The 18,145-nt window shown below is 53.4% G+C and carries 12 protein-coding genes and 2 tRNA genes; 7 read left to right on the top strand and 7 right to left on the bottom strand.

What is annotated here, in order from left to right; genetic code table 11:
* The 3 genes from BT142_RS11460 to BT142_RS11450 all read left to right on the top strand — a co-directional run.
* Positions 1-558, top strand: a 558-nt coding sequence (locus tag BT142_RS11460; RefSeq protein ID WP_175545495.1) for an FHA domain-containing protein, incomplete at its 5' end; no start/stop codon positions are given.
* Between the two features lie 28 nt (positions 559-586).
* Positions 587-2,596, top strand: a complete 2,010-nt coding sequence (locus BT142_RS11455; RefSeq protein ID WP_072418330.1) for a serine/threonine protein kinase — start codon at positions 587-589, stop codon at positions 2,594-2,596.
* A 31-nt stretch (positions 2,597-2,627) separates the two neighbouring features.
* A complete protein-coding gene (locus tag BT142_RS11450) occupies positions 2,628-5,267 on the top strand; it encodes a PASTA domain-containing protein (RefSeq protein ID WP_072418329.1) in 2,640 nt (879 codons plus the stop codon).
* A gap of 125 nt (positions 5,268-5,392) precedes the next feature.
* Here BT142_RS11450 and BT142_RS11445 read toward each other — a convergent pair whose 3' ends face one another.
* The 4 genes from BT142_RS11445 to BT142_RS11430 form a co-directional block, all read right to left on the bottom strand.
* A complete protein-coding gene (locus BT142_RS11445) occupies positions 5,393-6,805 on the bottom strand; it encodes an SPFH domain-containing protein (protein ID WP_072418328.1) in 1,413 nt (470 codons plus the stop codon).
* A gap of 62 nt (positions 6,806-6,867) precedes the next feature.
* Positions 6,868-7,581, bottom strand: coding sequence for a hypothetical protein (locus tag BT142_RS11440; RefSeq protein WP_072418327.1), 714 nt, complete (start codon positions 7,579-7,581; stop codon positions 6,868-6,870).
* Positions 7,582-7,588: 7 nt separating this feature from the next.
* The gene (locus BT142_RS11435) at positions 7,589-8,683 is read right to left on the bottom strand and encodes a TFIIB-type zinc ribbon-containing protein (protein ID WP_072418326.1); all 1,095 of its coding nucleotides are present in this window, start codon (positions 8,681-8,683) and stop codon (positions 7,589-7,591) included.
* A gap of 14 nt (positions 8,684-8,697) precedes the next feature.
* Entirely contained in the window at positions 8,698-8,964 is a 267-nt protein-coding gene (locus BT142_RS11430) for a hypothetical protein (RefSeq protein ID WP_139182222.1), read from the bottom strand.
* Between the two features lie 315 nt (positions 8,965-9,279).
* Here BT142_RS11430 and BT142_RS11425 point away from each other — a divergent pair, with 315 nt between their 5' ends.
* From BT142_RS11425 to BT142_RS11415, 3 genes are all read left to right on the top strand, one after another.
* Complete coding sequence (locus tag BT142_RS11425) at positions 9,280-12,891, top strand: CotH kinase family protein (RefSeq protein WP_072418324.1); 3,612 nt, start codon at positions 9,280-9,282, stop codon at positions 12,889-12,891.
* A gap of 120 nt (positions 12,892-13,011) precedes the next feature.
* Positions 13,012-13,097 (top strand) — tRNA-Ser (locus tag BT142_RS11420).
* A 13-nt stretch (positions 13,098-13,110) separates the two neighbouring features.
* Positions 13,111-13,197 (top strand) — tRNA-Ser (locus BT142_RS11415).
* Between the two features lie 282 nt (positions 13,198-13,479).
* On the opposite strand, the gene BT142_RS11410 is transcribed toward BT142_RS11415, so the two are convergent.
* Both BT142_RS11410 and BT142_RS11405 read right to left on the bottom strand, forming a co-directional pair.
* Positions 13,480-14,010 carry a GNAT family acetyltransferase gene (locus BT142_RS11410; protein ID WP_072418323.1) on the bottom strand — a complete coding sequence of 177 codons (531 nt, stop codon included), beginning with the start codon at positions 14,008-14,010 and terminating at the stop codon, positions 13,480-13,482.
* Entirely contained in the window at positions 14,007-15,125 is a 1,119-nt protein-coding gene (locus tag BT142_RS11405; RefSeq protein WP_072418322.1) for an AAA family ATPase, read from the bottom strand. Before BT142_RS11405 ends, BT142_RS11410 begins: the two co-directional genes overlap by 4 nt.
* Positions 15,126-15,466: 341 nt before the next feature.
* On the opposite strand from BT142_RS11405, the gene BT142_RS11400 reads away from it, so the two are divergent.
* Complete coding sequence (locus BT142_RS11400) at positions 15,467-16,354, top strand: DUF6076 domain-containing protein (RefSeq protein WP_072418321.1); 888 nt, start codon at positions 15,467-15,469, stop codon at positions 16,352-16,354.
* Positions 16,355-16,432: 78 nt separating this feature from the next.
* Here the strand turns inward: BT142_RS11400 and BT142_RS11395 are convergent, their stop codons facing one another.
* Positions 16,433-18,127, bottom strand: a complete 1,695-nt coding sequence (locus BT142_RS11395) for a cellulase family glycosylhydrolase (RefSeq protein WP_072418320.1) — start codon at positions 18,125-18,127, stop codon at positions 16,433-16,435.
* Positions 18,128-18,145: the final 18 nt, after the last annotated feature.

The raw sequence follows: 18,145 nt of genomic DNA, 5'->3' as shown, positions 1-18,145 counted from the left end.
GTGCCGCCGCCTGCTCCTCAGCCCGTGCCTGTGCCGCCGCCTGCTCCGCAGCCTGTGCCCGTGCCGCCGCCTGCTTCCGAACAGCCCGATTCGCTGTCTTCGCAGCTCGACAGGGTCAGCTTTACAGGCAACATGGAGGACGCACGCGGACGCTCGAAAGCGGCTGCGCCTGCCGATGACGGCGTGACGAGAGTCATCTTCGACGAGCTTGACGATGATTTCGTACTGGCGTGGCTGGTCGTGACCAACACTTCCAGCAAGGGCAAGGTGTTCACACTGACCGACGTGAAGATGACCGTCGGCAGATCGGACCACGAACGCCCCGTAGACATCGACCTCAGGAACGACAGGAGCGTTTCGAGAGGTGCGCAGGCAGTCGTCATCTACGACCCCCTGAACAAGAAATTCCTGCTGCAAAGCCTCGGCGGAAAGACCTTCGTCTATCTGAACCGTGAGCTTGTGCTTACATACTCGGAACTCAGACCCTACGACACCCTCAGACTCGGCGAGACCGAGATGGTGTTCGTTCCGTTCTGCACCGAAAAATTCTCGTGGTAACAACGTTGCCGCTCTATAGGAGACTGCTATGAATTATTGTCCGTACTGCATGAATGAGCTGAAAGGGAACGAGAGCGTCTGCGGCCGCTGCGGAAAAGAGCCTGCGTCCTACACCGCTCCCCCTCATATGCTCCCTCACGAAGCGCTTCTCAACAACAGATACCTCGTCGGAAGTGTCATCGGCGAGGGCGGCTTCGGCATCACTTATATCGGACTGGATTCGCTGCTCGACTACCGCGTTGCCATTAAGGAGTTTTACCCGAACGGCATGGTGAACCGAAACAACACCGTCTCCAACGACGTGCGGAGCATCAGCGCCGAGTCGGCGAAAGACCTTATCTCGAAGAGCCGCGAGCATTTTCTCGGCGAGGCGAGGATGCTGGCGAAGTTCAACAACGAAAAGGGCATCGTCGAGGTCAAGGACTTCTTTGAGGAGAACAACACCGTCTACATCGTGATGGAGTACCTCGACGGCATCACGCTGAAAAAGTACCTCGAAAGGGTCGGGACCATTTCGGCGTACAATACCGTATGCCTGCTGATGCCCGTGTTCAATTCGCTGAGGAAGGTACACCGCAAGAACCTCATCCACCGCGACATCAGCCCCGACAACATCATGCTGGTCGATGAGGAAGTGAAGCTGCTCGACTTCGGCGCGGCAAGGCAGTTTGCGGACGAGAAGAGCCTTTCGGTGATGCTCAAGCACGGCTACGCGCCCCTCGAACAGTACCGCAGACACGGTGCGCAGGGTTCGTGGACGGATGTTTACGCCATCTGCGCGACCATGTACAAGTGCATCACGGGGCAGATCCCCCCCGACGCGCCCGACCGCATCTACGAGGACGAGCTGAAAATGCCCTCCGAGCTCGGCATCGAAGTGCCGCCGAAGTTTGAGGAAGTGCTGAGACACGGTCTTGCGATAAAGGCGGACGACCGCATACAGGATATCGACGGACTTCTGGCGGAGCTTTCCGAAGTTCCCGGCTTTGAGATGCTCGGGGACGCGCCTGCTGCACCTTCTGGGACGGTCAGAAAGGTCAGCGCTTCGGCAGTGGCTTCGGACAGTGATTCGGGACGTACCATCGCACAGCCGCAGGATGAGGAGATGCGCTTCTCGCAGTACATCGCCGCTCCCCTGCCCGATGATGAGCCCGAACCCAGACCCGTGCCCGCTCCGCAGCCCTCCCCCGAACCTGCTCCCCTGCCGCAGAACACCGAAGAACCGCCGCAGGTCAGCACCGAACCGAGCGAGCCTGCCGCCGTCAGACGGGGCGGCAAGGGCGGAATGATAACGGCGATAGCTGCCGCAGCCGTGCTGCTGGTGGGTGTCGGTGTATTTCTGTCGGTCAGGGCAGGAAAAGACAGCATCAGGGCGGACAGCACGGCAGACACGGAAAAAGCGTCGTCCTCGCCGCAGATAAAGGTCATGGACTCGGAAGCAGAGAGCAGTGAGAACGAGACCGTAACCACCACGTCGGCTGCCCCGACTGAGTCGGACACCTCCGAGGTCAGTCAGCCCGATGAAAGCTCGGACTCGGGAAATGAGATCGTTTACGACGCGGACAGCTTCTTCTTCGTCACCGACAACTTCTTCACGATTGACTATACCCTGCTGGACAGCAAGCGCGAGGACATCGAGAAAAAGTTCGGCATCGACCCCGAGACCGTCGATTACAACTGCTCCTACTGGATAGAGGGCGAGGCTGTGATGACCCTTTCCATCCCCGTCACGCGGGTCGGAGAGGACGGCAGCGAAACGACCGACTTCGAGCCCGTAAAGCTGTTTTTCAAGAACGGTCTGCTTGCCATCGCCATGTACGAGATAGACGGCGGCTTCAACGATTCGGTGGTCGGCTACGCTACCGCGACCTACGGCGAGGCTACAACCATAAACGGCGCGGAGATGGAATGGCTGCTCAGCGACAAGGAGTGTATGTATCAGGCGTATGTACACAACTTCAACGAAGAGCAGGAAGAGAGATTCGCACAGATGTATATTTCCCATTCTTACCTGAAAGAACAGGACATCCTTGAATGATCGGGTGGTGAACTTTGGCATGAAATTTTGTATGAGATGTATGACCCAGTACGACGACAGCTACACCATCTGTCCCGACTGCGGTTTTGAAGAGGGAACGCTGCCCGACGATTCGCGGTGCATCGAACCGGGGTATATCCTCGGTGACAGATACATCGTGGGAATGCCGCTCTCGGTGGACGGCTGGATGATAAAATACATCGGCTTCGATTTTCTCACCGAGCGGAGGGTCACCATTTACGAGTACTTCCCTACCCGCTACTGCACGCGCCCCATCGGCGACGTTAAGATAAACGTGGTCAAGCAGCGTGCCTACGAAAGATACCTGGGGATACTCAACGAGAGGGCGCGTCTGCTGTCCGAGCTGCATCTGCCCGACAACATCAGCGCGGTCTGTGAGACCTTCGAGCGGAACAACACCGCCTACGTCATCACCGAGTACCACGAGGGCACACCGCTCAGCGAATACATCCGCGACAAGTCGCCGATAAGTCCGCAGACAGCCGAAAGACTGTTCCTGCCGATACTTCGCTCACTGGACGGACTGCACGACAGCGGCTGCGTCATCGGCGGTTTCTCGCCCGAGAATTTCATGGTGGTGCAGAACAAGCTGATACTTACGGGGATACTCGACGGGCTGTTCTTCAACATCACCGACGACGCGAACGACGTGAAGCACAGCGAGTGTGAGAACTGGTATCCCTACGAGCGGCTGAAAGAGTATGACTCCCCCGACATCATCCCCGCGAACGATGTCTACTCGGCGGCGATGGTGATGTACAGCATACTCGGCATCACCCTCCCCGACGCCTCCGAAAGGGCGGCGTTCTATCGGAAAAAGCACAAGGATCTGCTGAAAAAGCCTTCGGCTTACGGCATCAAGATAGACAAGAACAAGGAAAACGCACTGCAAAACGCGGCATTCATCGACCTTGAGGACAGAACGCCCGACATCGAAACGCTCATCAAGGAGCTGACCTCCGAGAAAGAGGTCACCCTCAGGACAAAGCGGAACAAGGGCTTCCCGCTCTGGGCGAAGATCGCGATACCTGTGGTGTCGGTGGCAGCCTGCGCGGGCATCGTGTTCGGCGTAAAGATGCTGAACAGACCCAAGACCACGGACACGCTGCTGACGGGTCAGACGGTGGTTCCCGAAGTGGTGAACTTCACGCTGACCGATGCCACGGAGACCCTGAAAAACTCGAACCTGCTGATGGAGATAGAAGGCAGGGAGATCGACGACAGCAAGGAAGCCGAGATAATCACGGCGCAGAGCGTCGGGAAAGGCTCGGTGGTGTACGAGAATACCGTCATCGGAGTGACCGTGAACGCTCACAGCAGCATGGTCACGATGCCGAATTTCCTCGGGATAAACATCGACGACTGCACCGACGCGCTGGAGAACATCGGCATGAACTACACCGTTCACGAGGACTACAGCAGCACCGTCGCGGTCAACTGCGTGATGCGGCAGAGCATCTCGCCTTACGAGGAAGTCTCGGCAGGCGAGAGGGTGGAGCTCACCGTTTCGCTGGGGCGCGACCCGAATGCGATCATCGCCGACGAGCAGATGCTCACGGGCGACCATGTGGGTCAGACCTACGAGGAATATCTCGACGAAGCGGACGAGACCGACACACCCGTCGAGGTGGTCGGCAGGGTCTGCGACAGCAGTGTGCCCGAAGGCACCATCGTCGAGCAGTACCCGTCGGGCGACACGGTGCAGGACAGCTCCGAGCCTGTGCAGGTGGTGGTCACCACGGCGGCGACGGACATAATCGTGCCCGATGTCACGTTCCTGACGCAGGAGCGCATCGAGGGTATGCTGGCGCTGTACGGACTTGCCGCAGAGTTCAGTTCCGAACCGAACGATAGGGTCGCCGAAGGGCTTGCGGTCTCGCAGCAGCCTGCCGCAGGCGAGAAAGCCGAAGCAGGTTCAACGGTCAGCGTGAAACTCAGCGAGGGCAAGGGACTTGTCGAGATGCCCGACACGGTCGGGATGACCCGCGACGAAGCCGCCGAAAGACTGCGTTCGCTGGGGCTGTCGGCTAAATACACTCACGAATCCGTCCCCGACAAGCCGAAAGATCAGATTGTCAGACAGAGCATCGCGGCAGGAGACAGGATAAAGGTCGGTTCGACCGTTCTGCTGACCGTCAACACGAAGAAACAGACGGCGGAGATACCCGACATCGTGGGTCTCGACGTCAAGGAAGCAGAGACGAAACTGCGTGAAGCAGGGCTGAAACTGCGCATCTACACCGACACCGACAATCCTCTGACGAGCGGCGCGGTATTCGCACAGTCCCCCGAACCGGGACTTCGTGAAGTCAGCGGCGCGGTGGTGACGGTCATCCTGCGTGACCCATCTGAGGTCGTGCGTGAGGAAGTCACCGAGTTCACCATCTCGCCCGAGAAGAAGATGCTGGTGCCCGGACAGGAGTTCGTGCTGAGCATCGACGCCAGCAACATCACCGATATGTACGCGCTCGAATACGACATCTCGAACGAGGATGTGCTCGAAGTCACCTACATAAACAAGCAGACGCTCGATATGACGTTCCGCGCGAAGAAAAACGGCAGAGCTGTCATAAAGATAAGCTGCGGCGGCTTTGAAAAGACCTGCACCGTCACCGTTTCGGGTGCGATCAAAACGCCGGGCAAAAACTGAAAAAACACCGAACGCACAGTCTGCGGAAGGCTGTGCGTTCTTTTTTTGCGCGTCGGAACAACTGTACAAAAAATATCCCTTGCGAGACATTCTCTCACAAGGGATATGAAGTGATATCAGATCAATTACTGAATGTCGTTCTCATCGAAGGGGTCGCCGCACTGAGGGCAGAACTTCGGAGGATTCTTCGGGTCGTCGGGCTGCCAGCCGCACTTGTCGCACTTGTAGAGAGGTGCGTCCGCAGGCTTCTTAGCGCCACAGTTCATGCAGAACTTGCCCTGGTTTACGGTGCCGCAGGAGCAGGTCCAGCCGTCAGCGGAAGCTGCGGGAGCGGGTGCAGGCTGAGGCTTGCCGCAGTTCATGCAGAACTTGCCTGAGTTGGTGGTTCCGCACTCACAGGTCCAGCCGTCTGCTGCGGGAGCCTGCTGCTGGGGCTGCTGCTGTGCAGGCTGCTGATACTGCTGCTGCATAGCCTGCTGCTGATACTGCTGCTGCATCTGCATATTGTACATGGAAGGATCCATAGCGCCGCCGCCCATCATGCCGCCGCCGACCATACCCATGCCCATGAAGCCTGTCATAGCGCCTGCGGTGTTGCCTGCTGCGGTCTCACGCGCTCTGTTGATGGACATTCTGTCCATAGCATAGAGAGCGCCGGGATCCTGAGCTGCTACCTTTGCAACGTTGATGTCTGCATACTGCTCCTGATACTTAGCGATACGCTCCTTGGACTCATCGTCAACGTTCAGCTCGATAGCAAGGTCGTTGATCTTGATACCCTTTGCAGCCCATCTGTCAGCCAGCAGCTTGTTCATGGTCTCAGCGAGATCCATCGAGTAAGCGATCATCTGATCGTAGGGGATCTTCTTTGCGCTGATCTCGGAGATAGCGATACCGAACTTCGGCTTCATATCAGCCTTGAGCTGATTGATAAGTCTCTGACCGTCGCCCTCGGTAGTGGTGAAGGGCTTGGAGATATCGTTGACATTGGTCTCATAGAAAGCAGCGGGATCGAAGATCTCGATCTCAGCCTTGCCGTGACCCTGAGCGTTGAGGGAGAGGTTCATCTCGCCGTCTCTGAAGGGCACCTTGCCGAAACCTACGGGGATGTCGGTAAGAGGTCTGAGGTTGATGTAGATGATCCTCATGGTATGCTTAGCCATACCGCCTGCGGTAAAGCGAGCGCCTATCTCCTTGATGGAGGGCAGAAGATCCTTGAAACCGCTTCCGAGGATGGAAGGTGCGGTGGAAGAATCATACTTATACTGACCGCAGGTATCGTTATCCTTAGCGATGACCATATCCCATACCTTGCCGTCCTCAACGAGCAGGGCTGCCTGGTTCATCTGAACATCGAATACCGAACCGCTTGCGAAGTAATCCTTAGTACCCTTGTTGGGGTCTACCTTACCTCTTACGACTCTTGTTGCAGGTACGCACATAGTATCTGCGGTCATGCCGTCGCAGCGGAAGTATTCTACGACCTGATCCGAAAATGTAGAGCTTACAGCTCCTGTGAACATCTTAATCAATCCCATAATTGACCGTTCCTTTCTTGTTTGGAATATATACTAACGGCTTTCGAGCCGTTTCTGTATCATCATCTCAGCTTGGCGACCTTATTGACCTTCCAGGCTCTTTCAGCGGCAACGTTTCGTATGCTTATCTCGCCGCCGCAGTATTTGCAGACCTTATGCGAGCCCACAACGTCTATCGGAGCGCCGCAGTACTCACAGACGAGCGTTTCCGCCCCGCCCGCGTTATCCTCCGAGAGGTAATACACGAGCTTTGACTGATACACGTACTGCATGGTACCCTTGCCCCTGCGGTTATAGCCGACCGCGCTCTGGTAGGTAACGACCGCTTCGTCGTTGAGCTTGCGGTAATCGGATATAACAGTCTTATGCAGGGTAACGTTCTCGTATACGATATCCTCGGTCTCGGTAAGAGCCAGCACCTCATTCATGAAGGAAGGAGTGCTGATCTTTTTCAGCTTGTCGATACCCTCGGCACCGTTGGTGTTCAGCACCGAGAAGAAGCTCGTCACGGCGCTGTCTATCATTTCCCTGCACACGTTGAAGTTGAAGTCGGGGAAATCCTTGAGTATCCTGCTTCTCATAAGGTCCTCAACACCCGAGAGTGTCCTCGGTGTGTTGGCAGTCTCATCGGTGACTTTTTTTATCTCACCGACAAATTTTTTTGCGTCGCGGTACACGCCTCTCACCGAAAGATAAATCTTTCTCAGCACGAGAACTGCGATTATCACGATAATGAGGACGATCGCCGCGTAGATTATCTCTTTAGTTCCCATCATTCGGTCATCAGTTCATGAAGGTCGCAATGATAGAGCCGAGTATCGAACCGCCGATACCGCCGATGAGCGAGTAGAGTATCAGCTTCGGCTTGCTTATCGGAAGGTTTCCGATAAACTTGCCCGTCTGACCGTTCATCGCGAAGAAGAACTTCTCGTCATTATAAGTGGTATACAGCAGCCATGTGGGGAACATGGCGTACTCGGTCTTTTCGATGGTAGTCTGTTTCTGATAGTTCTTGACATCGACGGTGTCGTACTTCGCCGAATCCTCAAGTTCCTGTCTGGTGGTATTCTCGATACGCTCCTGCGCACGGGGGAAGCACTTGTCGGCGTCCTCATCGAATCTCTCGGCAAGGAAGCCCGAGAGGTAAGCGGGGGTGAAAGCGACCATATCCTTGAAGTCGAAGGGCTCGATGGAATCCATCGCGGCGTCCTCGGTCTTGGAAGAGCCGTCCACGGGCACTTTCTCGAAGTTAACGGTACCGTCGCGCATGATGTCGTAGTACTTCTTCTCGGTGTATCTGTAGTTGCCCGAAGTCCAGGTCTTTTCGTTGATGCCCTCGCCCTCAATGCGTCCGTCGCACTTGCCCGAGTAGAGCCAGAACGGTATGTAAACGCCCTGCATCTTATCGACTACCTTTTCGCAGTCGAAGTCCTTCGGGGTAAGGGGCTTCTTGCTGAACTCCTTGAAGGAGGACATTACCTTGTTCTTCTGCACCTTGAAGGGGATGACGTAATCGGGAGCGAAGTCCGCGATTATCTGTTCGCTCATGATGACGGCGTTTCCGCAGTAAACGCAGATAGTCGCCGCAGTCGAGCGGTCGGTGATTATCTCTGCGCCGCAGTGGGAGCAGGTATACTTTACGAAGTCGTTGCTGACTGTGCCGTCGGTAGTCTGGGTGTATTCGCCTTCAACTATCTCCTCAGCGTGCTCGACCTTAGTTTCGTCGATAGGCTGATCCACAACAGCGCCTGCCGCCTTCAGATCCTCAAGAGAGAACGTATCGCCGCAGTATATGCAGTCGAAGCATCCCTTTTCGGCAGACCAGAAAAGCTCTGCACCGCAGGTGGGGCATTTATATGAAATATTAGAAACTGCCATAGGTGTAACTCCTGTCAATCCTTGATCTTGGTCTTGCTCGTAGACGTTCTGAGGTAATTATCTCTCGAGTCGTGAAGATCGAGCTTACCTTTTACATAGTGATCTGCCTTGGTAGCCTTATGCTTTGTTCTGCTCATCGACACGAGAACGCTTCCCGTGATGAAGGCACCGAGCGGGAAACCTACGACCGCGCCCACGGTAGAATCGCCGTCAGCCGACGCTATAAGAGGCGTAAAAACGACCGCATTCGAGATAAGCATCAGCCCTGCGGTCCGTAACAAACTGCGAAACATATCGTTCACCTCATCCTTTCATATCTATACAAAAATTGTATATGTTAATAATTCACACAAATCCACATGATTCGCCATAAATTATTATACCATTTTTCCAATCTGATGTCAAGTGAAAATCTGAAGTTATTTTAAATCTTTTATCCAATATATCTAATTTACAGAAAAACCGCGGAATAACATGGTTTTCCATTATTAATAGGTTAAATTAGTTATAAAGTGGAAATTAATTCCGTTGACTTTTTTTGTGCAGTGTGCTATAATTATGAAAATAATCCAATAAATTTTTAGGAGGAATAGATCATGAAAGCTATAAGCAAACGAATCGGAACTTTTGCTTCCGCACTGTCGCTGGCTCTGTCATGGGCAAGCGTACTGCCTGTCTCGGCTGCTGAGATGCCTGCCGACGCAGCTCCGTCCCAAACTTCTCCCATTATTATAAATGAGGTATGCACAGGCAACAACGGCGAAAACGGCAACATCACCACCGCCGTCGATAAGAAGGGCGAGTACTGCGACTGGGTAGAGCTGTACAACAGCACGGGCTCCGCCATCGACCTGAAAGGCTACACCCTCGTCAAGGACGACAGCGATGTCTACACCTTCGACAGCGTGTCTGTACCCGGGTACGGGCATCTGCTGGTCTTCTGCTGCAAGACCTACAAGGGCGATGAAAGCATCCCCCACGCGGCTTTCAACCTCCCGAGCGGCAGCGTGAAGCTCTCGCTCACCAACGGTGATACGGTCATGAACAGCGTCAGCGTTCCCGCCCTCGACAAGGACATCACATGGGGACGCAAGCCCGACGGCACCGACGCGCTGATGCAGCTGGCTCCGACCCCCGGCACAAGCAACAATGAGGCTCAGGCTTACGTGCCCTGCAACGCGCCGATATTCAGCGCGGACAGCGGGATGTATTCCAAGAACTTCGACCTTGCCATCTCCACCGACTCGGGCAACACCGTCTACTACACCACCGACGGCACCGACCCAACCACCAGCTCAACACGCATCAAGGTAACTCAGCCGATAAACATCTACAACAGGAGCGGCGACAAATCCACCGTCGCAAGGGCTGTGCCCGTTTCAAAGCTGACACCCTGGAGCAACGGCGCTTCCCTGCCGAAGGAGAGTGCGGTGGACAAGGGCACCGTCATCCGTGCGGTCACCTACAGCAAGGCGGGCGAGTACAGTGAGGTCGTCACAAAGACCTACTTCGTCGGGGTGAATAATGCGAGCCACAACGGTCTGCCGATACTTTCGGTCACCACCGACCCCGAAAACCTGTTCAACTACGACTACGGCATTTTCGTCAAGGGCAGGGTCTACGACCAGAACGTGAACCCGTTCGACGACAATCCGCCCGCGAACTACAATCAGCGCGGCAAAGAGTGGGAGCGTGCGGCACACATCGACTTCTTCGAGTCGGATGGCAGTCTCGTGCTTTCGCAGGACTGCGGCATCAGGACTCAGGGTGCATATTCCCGCGCCGACTATCAGAAGTCGCTGAGATTCTATGCGCGCGCCGAGTACGGCCCGAAGAACTTCAAGGCGGCGCTCATCCCGAACGCTTACTCCGAGTCTGACGGCACCACACAGATAACGAAGTACAAGAAATTCGTTATGCGCGGCGGCGGAAACGACAACTTCTACACGAAATTCAAGGATCAGTACACTCAGCGCCTTGTGAACGACAGAAGCATCGACACTCAGGAAGGACGTCCCTGCGTTATGTTCATCGACGGCGAGTACTGGGGTCTCTACACCTTGCAGGAGGACTTCGACGACCACTACTACGAGGAGAACTACGGCGTGAACGCCGACGACGTGGTGGTCTACAAGAAGGGCGAGATAGACGAGGGCGTTGAAGAGGATATCGAACTGTTCAACAGCCTGCGCAGATACTGCGAGAAGAACGACCTCTCGAATGCGGATAATTACCGTGCGGTCTGTGATATGCTGGATGTGAAGAGCTTTGCAGACTACATGGCTGCCGAGATATTCATCATCAACGAGGACTGGCCGGGCAACAACTACTCCATGTGGCGCACCCGCGTCGTTGACGAGAGCAATCCCTACGCCGACGGCAGATGGCGCATGAACCTCTACGACACCGAGATGGGCACGAACCACTACGGCAACAACGGCACCTTCTACAACAGCGACAACCTCAAAAAGATACTGTCGAACAAGAACGACGATATGCCCGTCATCTTCAACGCACTGATGAAGAACGACGAGTTCAGGGAACTGTTCGTGACCTGCTTCATGGATCAGGCGAATGTGAACTTCGCTCCCGACAGGTGCGCTTCCCTCGAAAAGTACTACATGGAGACCTACTATCCCGAGCTTGACAGGTTCTTCGCACGTTTCCCCACCTGGGCGAACCGAGGCAGCGCTACAGACCCCTGCCTCAAAAGGATGGAGAACTTCCTCAGAAAGCGTTCGGGCTATGTTCCGGGTATGCTGACAAGCGACCTTGGGCTCAAAAAGGCTGTCCCCGTTTCGGTCAGCACGATAAACCCCGAAGGCGGCAGCGTTTACATCAACACCTCGACCCTCGACATCTCTGAGGGCATGAGCGGATACTACCACCCCGATTACAACATCACCCTGACGGCTCAGCCCGAGGAAGGCTGGGTATTCGCAGGCTGGCAGGGAACGTTCAGCTCCACCGACAGCACCGTCACCCTCTCCCCTGCCGACGCGGCTACGATACAGGCCGTATTCGTGCCCGAGAACGGAACGAGCAACCTTCACACCGTTACTTTCAAGGGAGACGGAGTTGACCTCTCGCTCTATGTGGCGGACGGAAACAGCGTCACCATTCCCGACAGCGCACTGGCTCGCGAGGGCTACACCTACACCCTCGAAGGTCTGCCCGACAAGGTCACGAAGGATGTGACCGTCACCGTCAAGTACACGGGCATCAGCTACACCGTCAAGTTCATGGGCGGCGGCGCTCCGGGAACGAGCTACACGCAGAGCATGACCTACGGCAAGTCCGCCGCACTGCTGGCGAACAAGTACTCGCGCACGGGCTACGTTTTCAAGGGCTGGTCGAGAACGCTCGGTGCAGCTTCACCCGAATTCACCAACAAGCAGACGGTCAGCAATCTGACCACCGTAGCCGACAGCACTGTGAACCTCTACGCAGTATGGGGCAAGAACATCGCGAAATGCACCGTCACTCTTGCAAGCACGAGCTACCCCTTCTCGGGCAAGCAGATAAAACCGGGAATCACCGTCACGGACGGCAGCACCACACTTAAAAAGGATACCGACTACACGCTCTCATTCTCGAACAATGTGAACGTCGGCACGGGATACGTCACCGTAACGGGTATCGGAAAGTACGCGGGCTCTGTGAGAAAGAGCTTCAAGATCACCGAGAGCGACGTGAAGATAGGCATCGCTTCGGCGGAAGTCACCATTCCCACGCAGTACTACACGGGTTCTGCGGTGACCCCCGACCCGAAGGTGGTCGTCAGCGGCGCTGTGCTCAAAAACGGCACCGACTACACCGTCACCTACAAGAACAATATAGAGACAGGCAAGGCGGTCGCGGTCATCGTCGGCAAGGGTCAGTACAACGGCTCGCGCAGTGTGAGCTTCGTCATCGCGCCGAAGGTTCCCGAAGTCAGTGACCTGCGCTCCATCGCAAAGGGCAAGATCGTCCTCACATGGAAGAAGGACAAGCGCGCCGACGGATACCAGTTCATCATCGCCGAGGACGCCGAATTCAAGATGGGCGCACGCACGCACGTCATGCTCAAGAACGATTCGATCTCGCGTCAGTGCGTGAACCTCAAGTCGGGAAAGACCTACTACTTCAAGCTCCGCTCCTTCAAGACCATCGGCGGCAAACGCTACTACGGTCAGTACACCGAGGTCTTCACCTGCGACGCAAAATAAAAAACGTCATAAGCCTTTGTGCAAAATGACGAAAATAGAATATTGCTATTGACACCCGCCCGATTATGTGATATAATATCATAGTCGGGCGAGCGTTGTTAAACACGGTTCGGTCTTGATGGACAGGTGTCCGAGTGGTTTAAGGAGCCGGTCTTGAAAACCGGTGATACGGCAACGTACCGTGGGTTCGAATCCCACCCTGTCCGTTTTATATTCTATGCGGATTTACCCAAGTGGTGAAGGGGCTCCCCTGCTAAGGGAGTAGGTCGGGAAACCGGCGCGAGAGTTCAAATCTCTCAATCCGCGTCAAGCAGAAAAGCACGTATTTACGCAATTTAACGCAGATACGTGCTTTTTTATATGTTTAAAGATTTACAATACGTCAAGAGATATGAGCTATTCTACAGAAAAAATAGGCTATTTCAACCTATTTTTGTCATGAATTTTGTCATGAAAACCATTCATTAAAATCGCCCGATCCTGCATTTGCGGGGTCGGGCATTAGTGTTTTTGTCATATTTCAAAATATTACAACATTTAAGTCGAAAAATGGTTTAAAATGTAAATCAAAGTGTTCAGTGAAATTTTTTATTTGAGTATATCCGCAAGAAATAATTCGTCCCTGTTATGAGACTTGATCCTTTTGTATTCCCGTATCGCATCAGTTAGCCTATCTATGCTTTCACCAAAATAATCCCGATAGAACGCCGAACTGTTATCATATCTCTTTTTACCAAGATAAATATTCCTTTTTGCATATTCTTTCGGGGTGTACTGCTTTTGATGCTCAAAATCTGTCATCAAACCTTCTGCTATTATAAGCAGCATTTCAAGCTCGGGTTTGGTGCAATACTTTTCAATTCCTTGAATTTTATGCTGAATATCCTTCGGCAGCTTCAGTTTATCGGTCTGAGTATCTCCAATACGCATTATCAGAACATCATTACCCGGATAGATTCCAAGTTCTGTATAGACCTGAGTTCCTGATTTGATCTGTCTTGCGTGAAACGGTGTCAAACCGAGCAGATCGTCTTCTGTAAAGATCAAAACATCATTTTCAAGCAATATCCTTATTATTTCTAACTCGTTAGAGCCTTCACACATTATCAAACGCTTCATTTTTTCAGCACCTTCTTTAACATCATAAGTGCCTCGTAATTTACCGCTGTTTGGAAGGCGTTATTGTAGTATTGCTTGCTCTTTAACAGCTCACTTCGTATATCATATTTCAGATACATATTCTCCAAAGTGACCTTATCATCAGCCTTGCATATCCAGATATTGTCCTGCCTGCCCATCTGATCGAGCACTTCACAGTAGTGAGTAGAGAATATAAGTGACGCACCATGCTTATTGACGGTCTTATCCTTGTACAGCACAAGAAGATTATCGACAAGGGTTTTATGGAAATTATTCTCTATCTCGTCTATTATAAGGTCAAATCCTTCTTTGAGAGAAGCCGCAGCAAGAATATAAAGAAGCAAGCCTCGTGTAGTTCCGCTTGAAAGAATATATACAAGCTGTGTATCCGAGAGCGTTTTTTCCTCATTCTTGAGCTTTAACAGATAATTATGATCGTCAAGCCTTTTCAGAGCCAAAATGTTTTCATCAAAGATCCTGAAAATATCCTCAAGAATCTCGCTGCCTATCTTGTAATTCTTCATTGCTTTAAAAGCAAGATCATAGCTGCTCTCTTTTGAGATATATCCGTCAAAATACAGCGCATAGGTCTTTTTTGATTTTAAAACAAAGAAAATGTTTGAAGTGTCCTCCGGAAGCTCTCCTATCTCGGTAAGTTCCTCATATGCATTCGTATCGAGAACATTTTTTGCATTTGATTTGAAATACGGCTGCACATAAATATGCTCATTCTTAAACGCTGCTTTATTTCCAAGATTCTTGTCATTTTCAAGCTCGGTTATATAACGGTACAAAGCCCCTTCATGATAAAAGATCATTTCAAGAGATATTCCGTCATAGGAATAATGCTTTCCTTCAATCCTGAATTCGCCTAAAATAGAGTAGCAGCAATCAAGCAGCTCCAGAGCGCTTGTTTTACCCGATGCATTCTTTCCCACAAAAGCCATAGAATTGTAGGCATAAAGTCCCGGTGCCACCTCTTGCAGCTCATACTCTTTATCCTCAGATGTTTTTTTCGACTTTGGTACAAGGTCGATCGTATAATCCTCGCAGCAATTCTTAAAGCCGCAGGCTTTTACATACAGAAGTTTCAATCAAATCGCCTCCTCTGTATAATAGTATAGCACAATAACACGTTTTGAACAATATTTCTGTTTGAATTTAATTGTAAAATTTGTATGAATATCAAATTGCGATTTTTGGGTATAGAAATAAAAGCGGAAGAATTATCCTCCGCTTTATGTTATTATGCTGGTGTTAAAAGCTACCGTCATCAGAAAGGATTTTGCTTATCATTTCTTTTATACAATCATCATCATCAAGACAATAAATATTATTTGATTGGACAGCTTCAGCTCTTCAAGGTGCTGATTGGAAAGCCCTTCATTCGGGGTAAGAAGCGAAACGCTTCGACGCGCTGGCGCAGAAAGCCATTATGTTCTTCAACCGCCTCGACAGGATCATCGAATCCCTGCCGCCCTACTCCGCGAAGGGCATAAAGCACAACCGCCTGTTCGAGCTTCTCAACGAGGGCTTCTTCGACAACGAGCCAAATATCGTTGACGACGGCTGCTATCACCGCCCCGATCACAACGACCATTTCCACACCGACCTGACCTTCTCAGATCTGGACTCCGATCTCGGCGAAGCGGCGGTGGAGTTCAACCGGCGGATGAAAGCTATGATCGCGGAGTACCGCGTGTTCATCGAGGACTGCATCCGTGTGAGGGAGGTCTATGCCGACTTTCTCGAAAATATCCACGCGGGCAGGGAGTACCTCAACGCCAGGGAGACCGCCGACATCTATCGCTATTTCCTCTCGAAGCAGGACGGCAGGATCAACACCTACGCAAGGCTGGAGCCCTCGGGTACCATGTCCGAGACCTTTGTGCCGCTTAACCTCGACGGCGATCTCGTCATGTACGAGAAGTACAGGTTCAGCACGGTCGGCGGGTTTCTCTACATCGACCTGTTCAAGGGTCTGCAAAATCACTACCTGCCCCGAAAGTGCGGACTCTGCGGCCTCTACTACCTGCTGGAAGCGACCGCCTATTCGCCCTTCTGCACCCGCCCCGTCAAGGGCAGGCGGGGAAAAACCTGCCGAGATCTCGGACACCGCAAGACCTACACCGACAAGGTCAACAGCGATCCGATCCTGCTGACCTACACCAAGGCGTACAAACAGCACTACGCACGCTACCTCAAAAAGAAGATGACGCAGGCGGAGTTCCGCGAGTGGGCGGACTTTGCACTTGAACTGCGGCAGAGGGCGTATGATAAGGAGCTGTCCTTCGAGGAGTACGAAACAGAGATCAGAAAATGACCGCATTTATGCCGAGAATCAAAAAAGGCTGCCGACGTTCAAAGTCAGCAGCCTTGCTTTTTGTTATTTCAGCTTAGCTTAGGTGGTCGGGAGATCAGTCGTCTTGATCTTCCCTACGACGACCATCTCGATCGCCAGCGCGTCGGCTTCGGTGATGCCCTTGCCGCTGTCCGCACAGTCGGCATTTGCCTTGCCTGCTTCGGTCAGCGCGTGCTTCTTCGGGTCAGCGAGATACTGACGGATGAGCACAGCGTCCGCGATATCGACCTTGCCGTCGCAGTTCGCGTCACCGTAATCGGCAGTCACCGTTATGGGCTCAACTTCGTGGGAGCCCGAATAGTAGTCGCTCAGAGAAATGCCGTTGCCTGCCTTTCCGAGCTTCACCTTGTGGTCGAGGCTGATGAACTTGCCGTTCTCGTCCTGCCACAGCGAGGGCTTCACGAACTCGTACTTCTCGTCGTCCCACTTCTGGAAGTTGTCGTACATAAGTCCGCCCGTGTCGGAGGAATTCTCGTTGAAGCACCAGAAGGTGTGGTGGATGCGCTTTTCCTTCATGTAGTCGCGCAGGAGGGTGAGCCACTGGGTGTTCGCGCCCGAGGGGTCGTTCACCTCGTCAACGAAGCCGCCCCACTCGCCCATCAGCAGCGGATAGCGGTGCTCCTCAACGAGATACGCCCAAGCATCGTACCAGTACTCGTCAAGCAGCGACTGGGTGTCGAACTTGTAGCTCGTGTAGTTCGGCTTCTTGCCCTCGAGGTGGAACCAGCTCTGCTCGTAGACCAGCGGGCCGTAATCGTGGGGCGAGTAGACGATCTGCGAGTTGTACTTGCCGATGTCCACGGGGTTGTCCTTGACGCCGCGGAGATTTCCGCCCCACCATGCGCCGAACACCTTGCTGGGCTCGCCGTAGTGAGCGTAGTCAACGGCAGGAGTCGTCCAGTCCGCGCCTCTCGCAAAGTCGGGGTAGCACTCGATGCCCTCGATCATGATGAGCAGGTTCGGGTTCTGCTCAAGGCACGCCATAGCACCGCGCTCGGCAGCGTACTTCCAGTTGTTGAGGTCGGTGGAGTCGTCCCACTTTGCGAACTTGCCCTCTTCGGGCTTGCCGTGAGGCTCGTTCTTGAGGTCGATGGCGATGACCGTGTCGTCGTCCTTATACTGCTCGCAGAACCAGGACAGCGCTTCCAGCCAGTCGTCAGTGGAGTAGTTGTCATCGTACCACAGCGGATAGTTGTGACCTGCGGCGTTGGTGGTGGCGCAGTGAATGTCCATCATGATCTTCACGCCGTTCTCGCGGCACCACTCGACAGCCTTGTTCCAGATATCGAAGCTGTACATATACTCGATGGGCGTGCCGTTCTCGTCGAAGGTCTTGACAAGCTCGGGGTTTTCGTAAGGGTTGACTTTAAGGATCGGGTCGGGCTCGTGATTCTTCCACTGGAGGATTATCTCGGTGGACATGGGCACGCGGAGCAGGTTGAAGCCGTGATCGGCGATGATGTCGAGACAGTTGTGCATATTCGCAGACCACACGCCGTCGAACACCTGACTTCCCACGTTGTAGCCGAACCAGTTGACGCCTGTCATCCAGACGGGGTTGCCGTACATATCCACGACTTCGGCGTTTTCATTGACGTGCAGCCAGTCGTCGTGGTAAGAGTCGGGGGCATCAGCGGCAGCAGGCACAGACTTCACAACGTCCGAGCCGGGCATGAGCACCATCGAGCAGGCGCAGGCAGCAGCCGTCACGCCCGAGAGCAGTTTTTTTAGCATGGTTATCTTCCTTTCTGT

The sequence above is a fragment of the Ruminococcus sp. YE71 genome (assembly GCF_900119155.1).
In the GTDB taxonomy this organism is placed as follows: Bacteria; Bacillota; Clostridia; order Oscillospirales; family Ruminococcaceae; genus YE71.
This window is presented reverse-complemented; position numbering and strand designations above follow the sequence as displayed.

Excerpts from the sequence above, each read along its gene's own strand:
- BT142_RS11455 (WP_072418330.1), top strand. The coding sequence starts at position 587 with ATGAATTATTGTCCGTACTGCATGAATGAGCTGAAAGGGAACGAGAGC.
- BT142_RS11450 (WP_072418329.1), top strand. The coding sequence starts at position 2,628 with ATGAGATGTATGACCCAGTACGACGACAGCTACACCATCTGTCCCGAC.
- BT142_RS11445 (WP_072418328.1), bottom strand. The coding sequence starts at position 6,805 with ATGGGATTGATTAAGATGTTCACAGGAGCTGTAAGCTCTACATTTTCG.
- BT142_RS11440 (WP_072418327.1), bottom strand. The coding sequence starts at position 7,581 with ATGATGGGAACTAAAGAGATAATCTACGCGGCGATCGTCCTCATTATC.
- BT142_RS11435 (WP_072418326.1), bottom strand. The coding sequence starts at position 8,683 with ATGGCAGTTTCTAATATTTCATATAAATGCCCCACCTGCGGTGCAGAG.
- BT142_RS11425 (WP_072418324.1), top strand. The coding sequence starts at position 9,280 with ATGAAAGCTATAAGCAAACGAATCGGAACTTTTGCTTCCGCACTGTCG.
- BT142_RS11410 (WP_072418323.1), bottom strand. The coding sequence starts at position 14,010 with ATGAAGCGTTTGATAATGTGTGAAGGCTCTAACGAGTTAGAAATAATA.
- BT142_RS11400 (WP_072418321.1), top strand. The coding sequence starts at position 15,467 with ATGTTCTTCAACCGCCTCGACAGGATCATCGAATCCCTGCCGCCCTAC.
- BT142_RS11395 (WP_072418320.1), bottom strand. The coding sequence starts at position 18,127 with ATGCTAAAAAAACTGCTCTCGGGCGTGACGGCTGCTGCCTGCGCCTGC.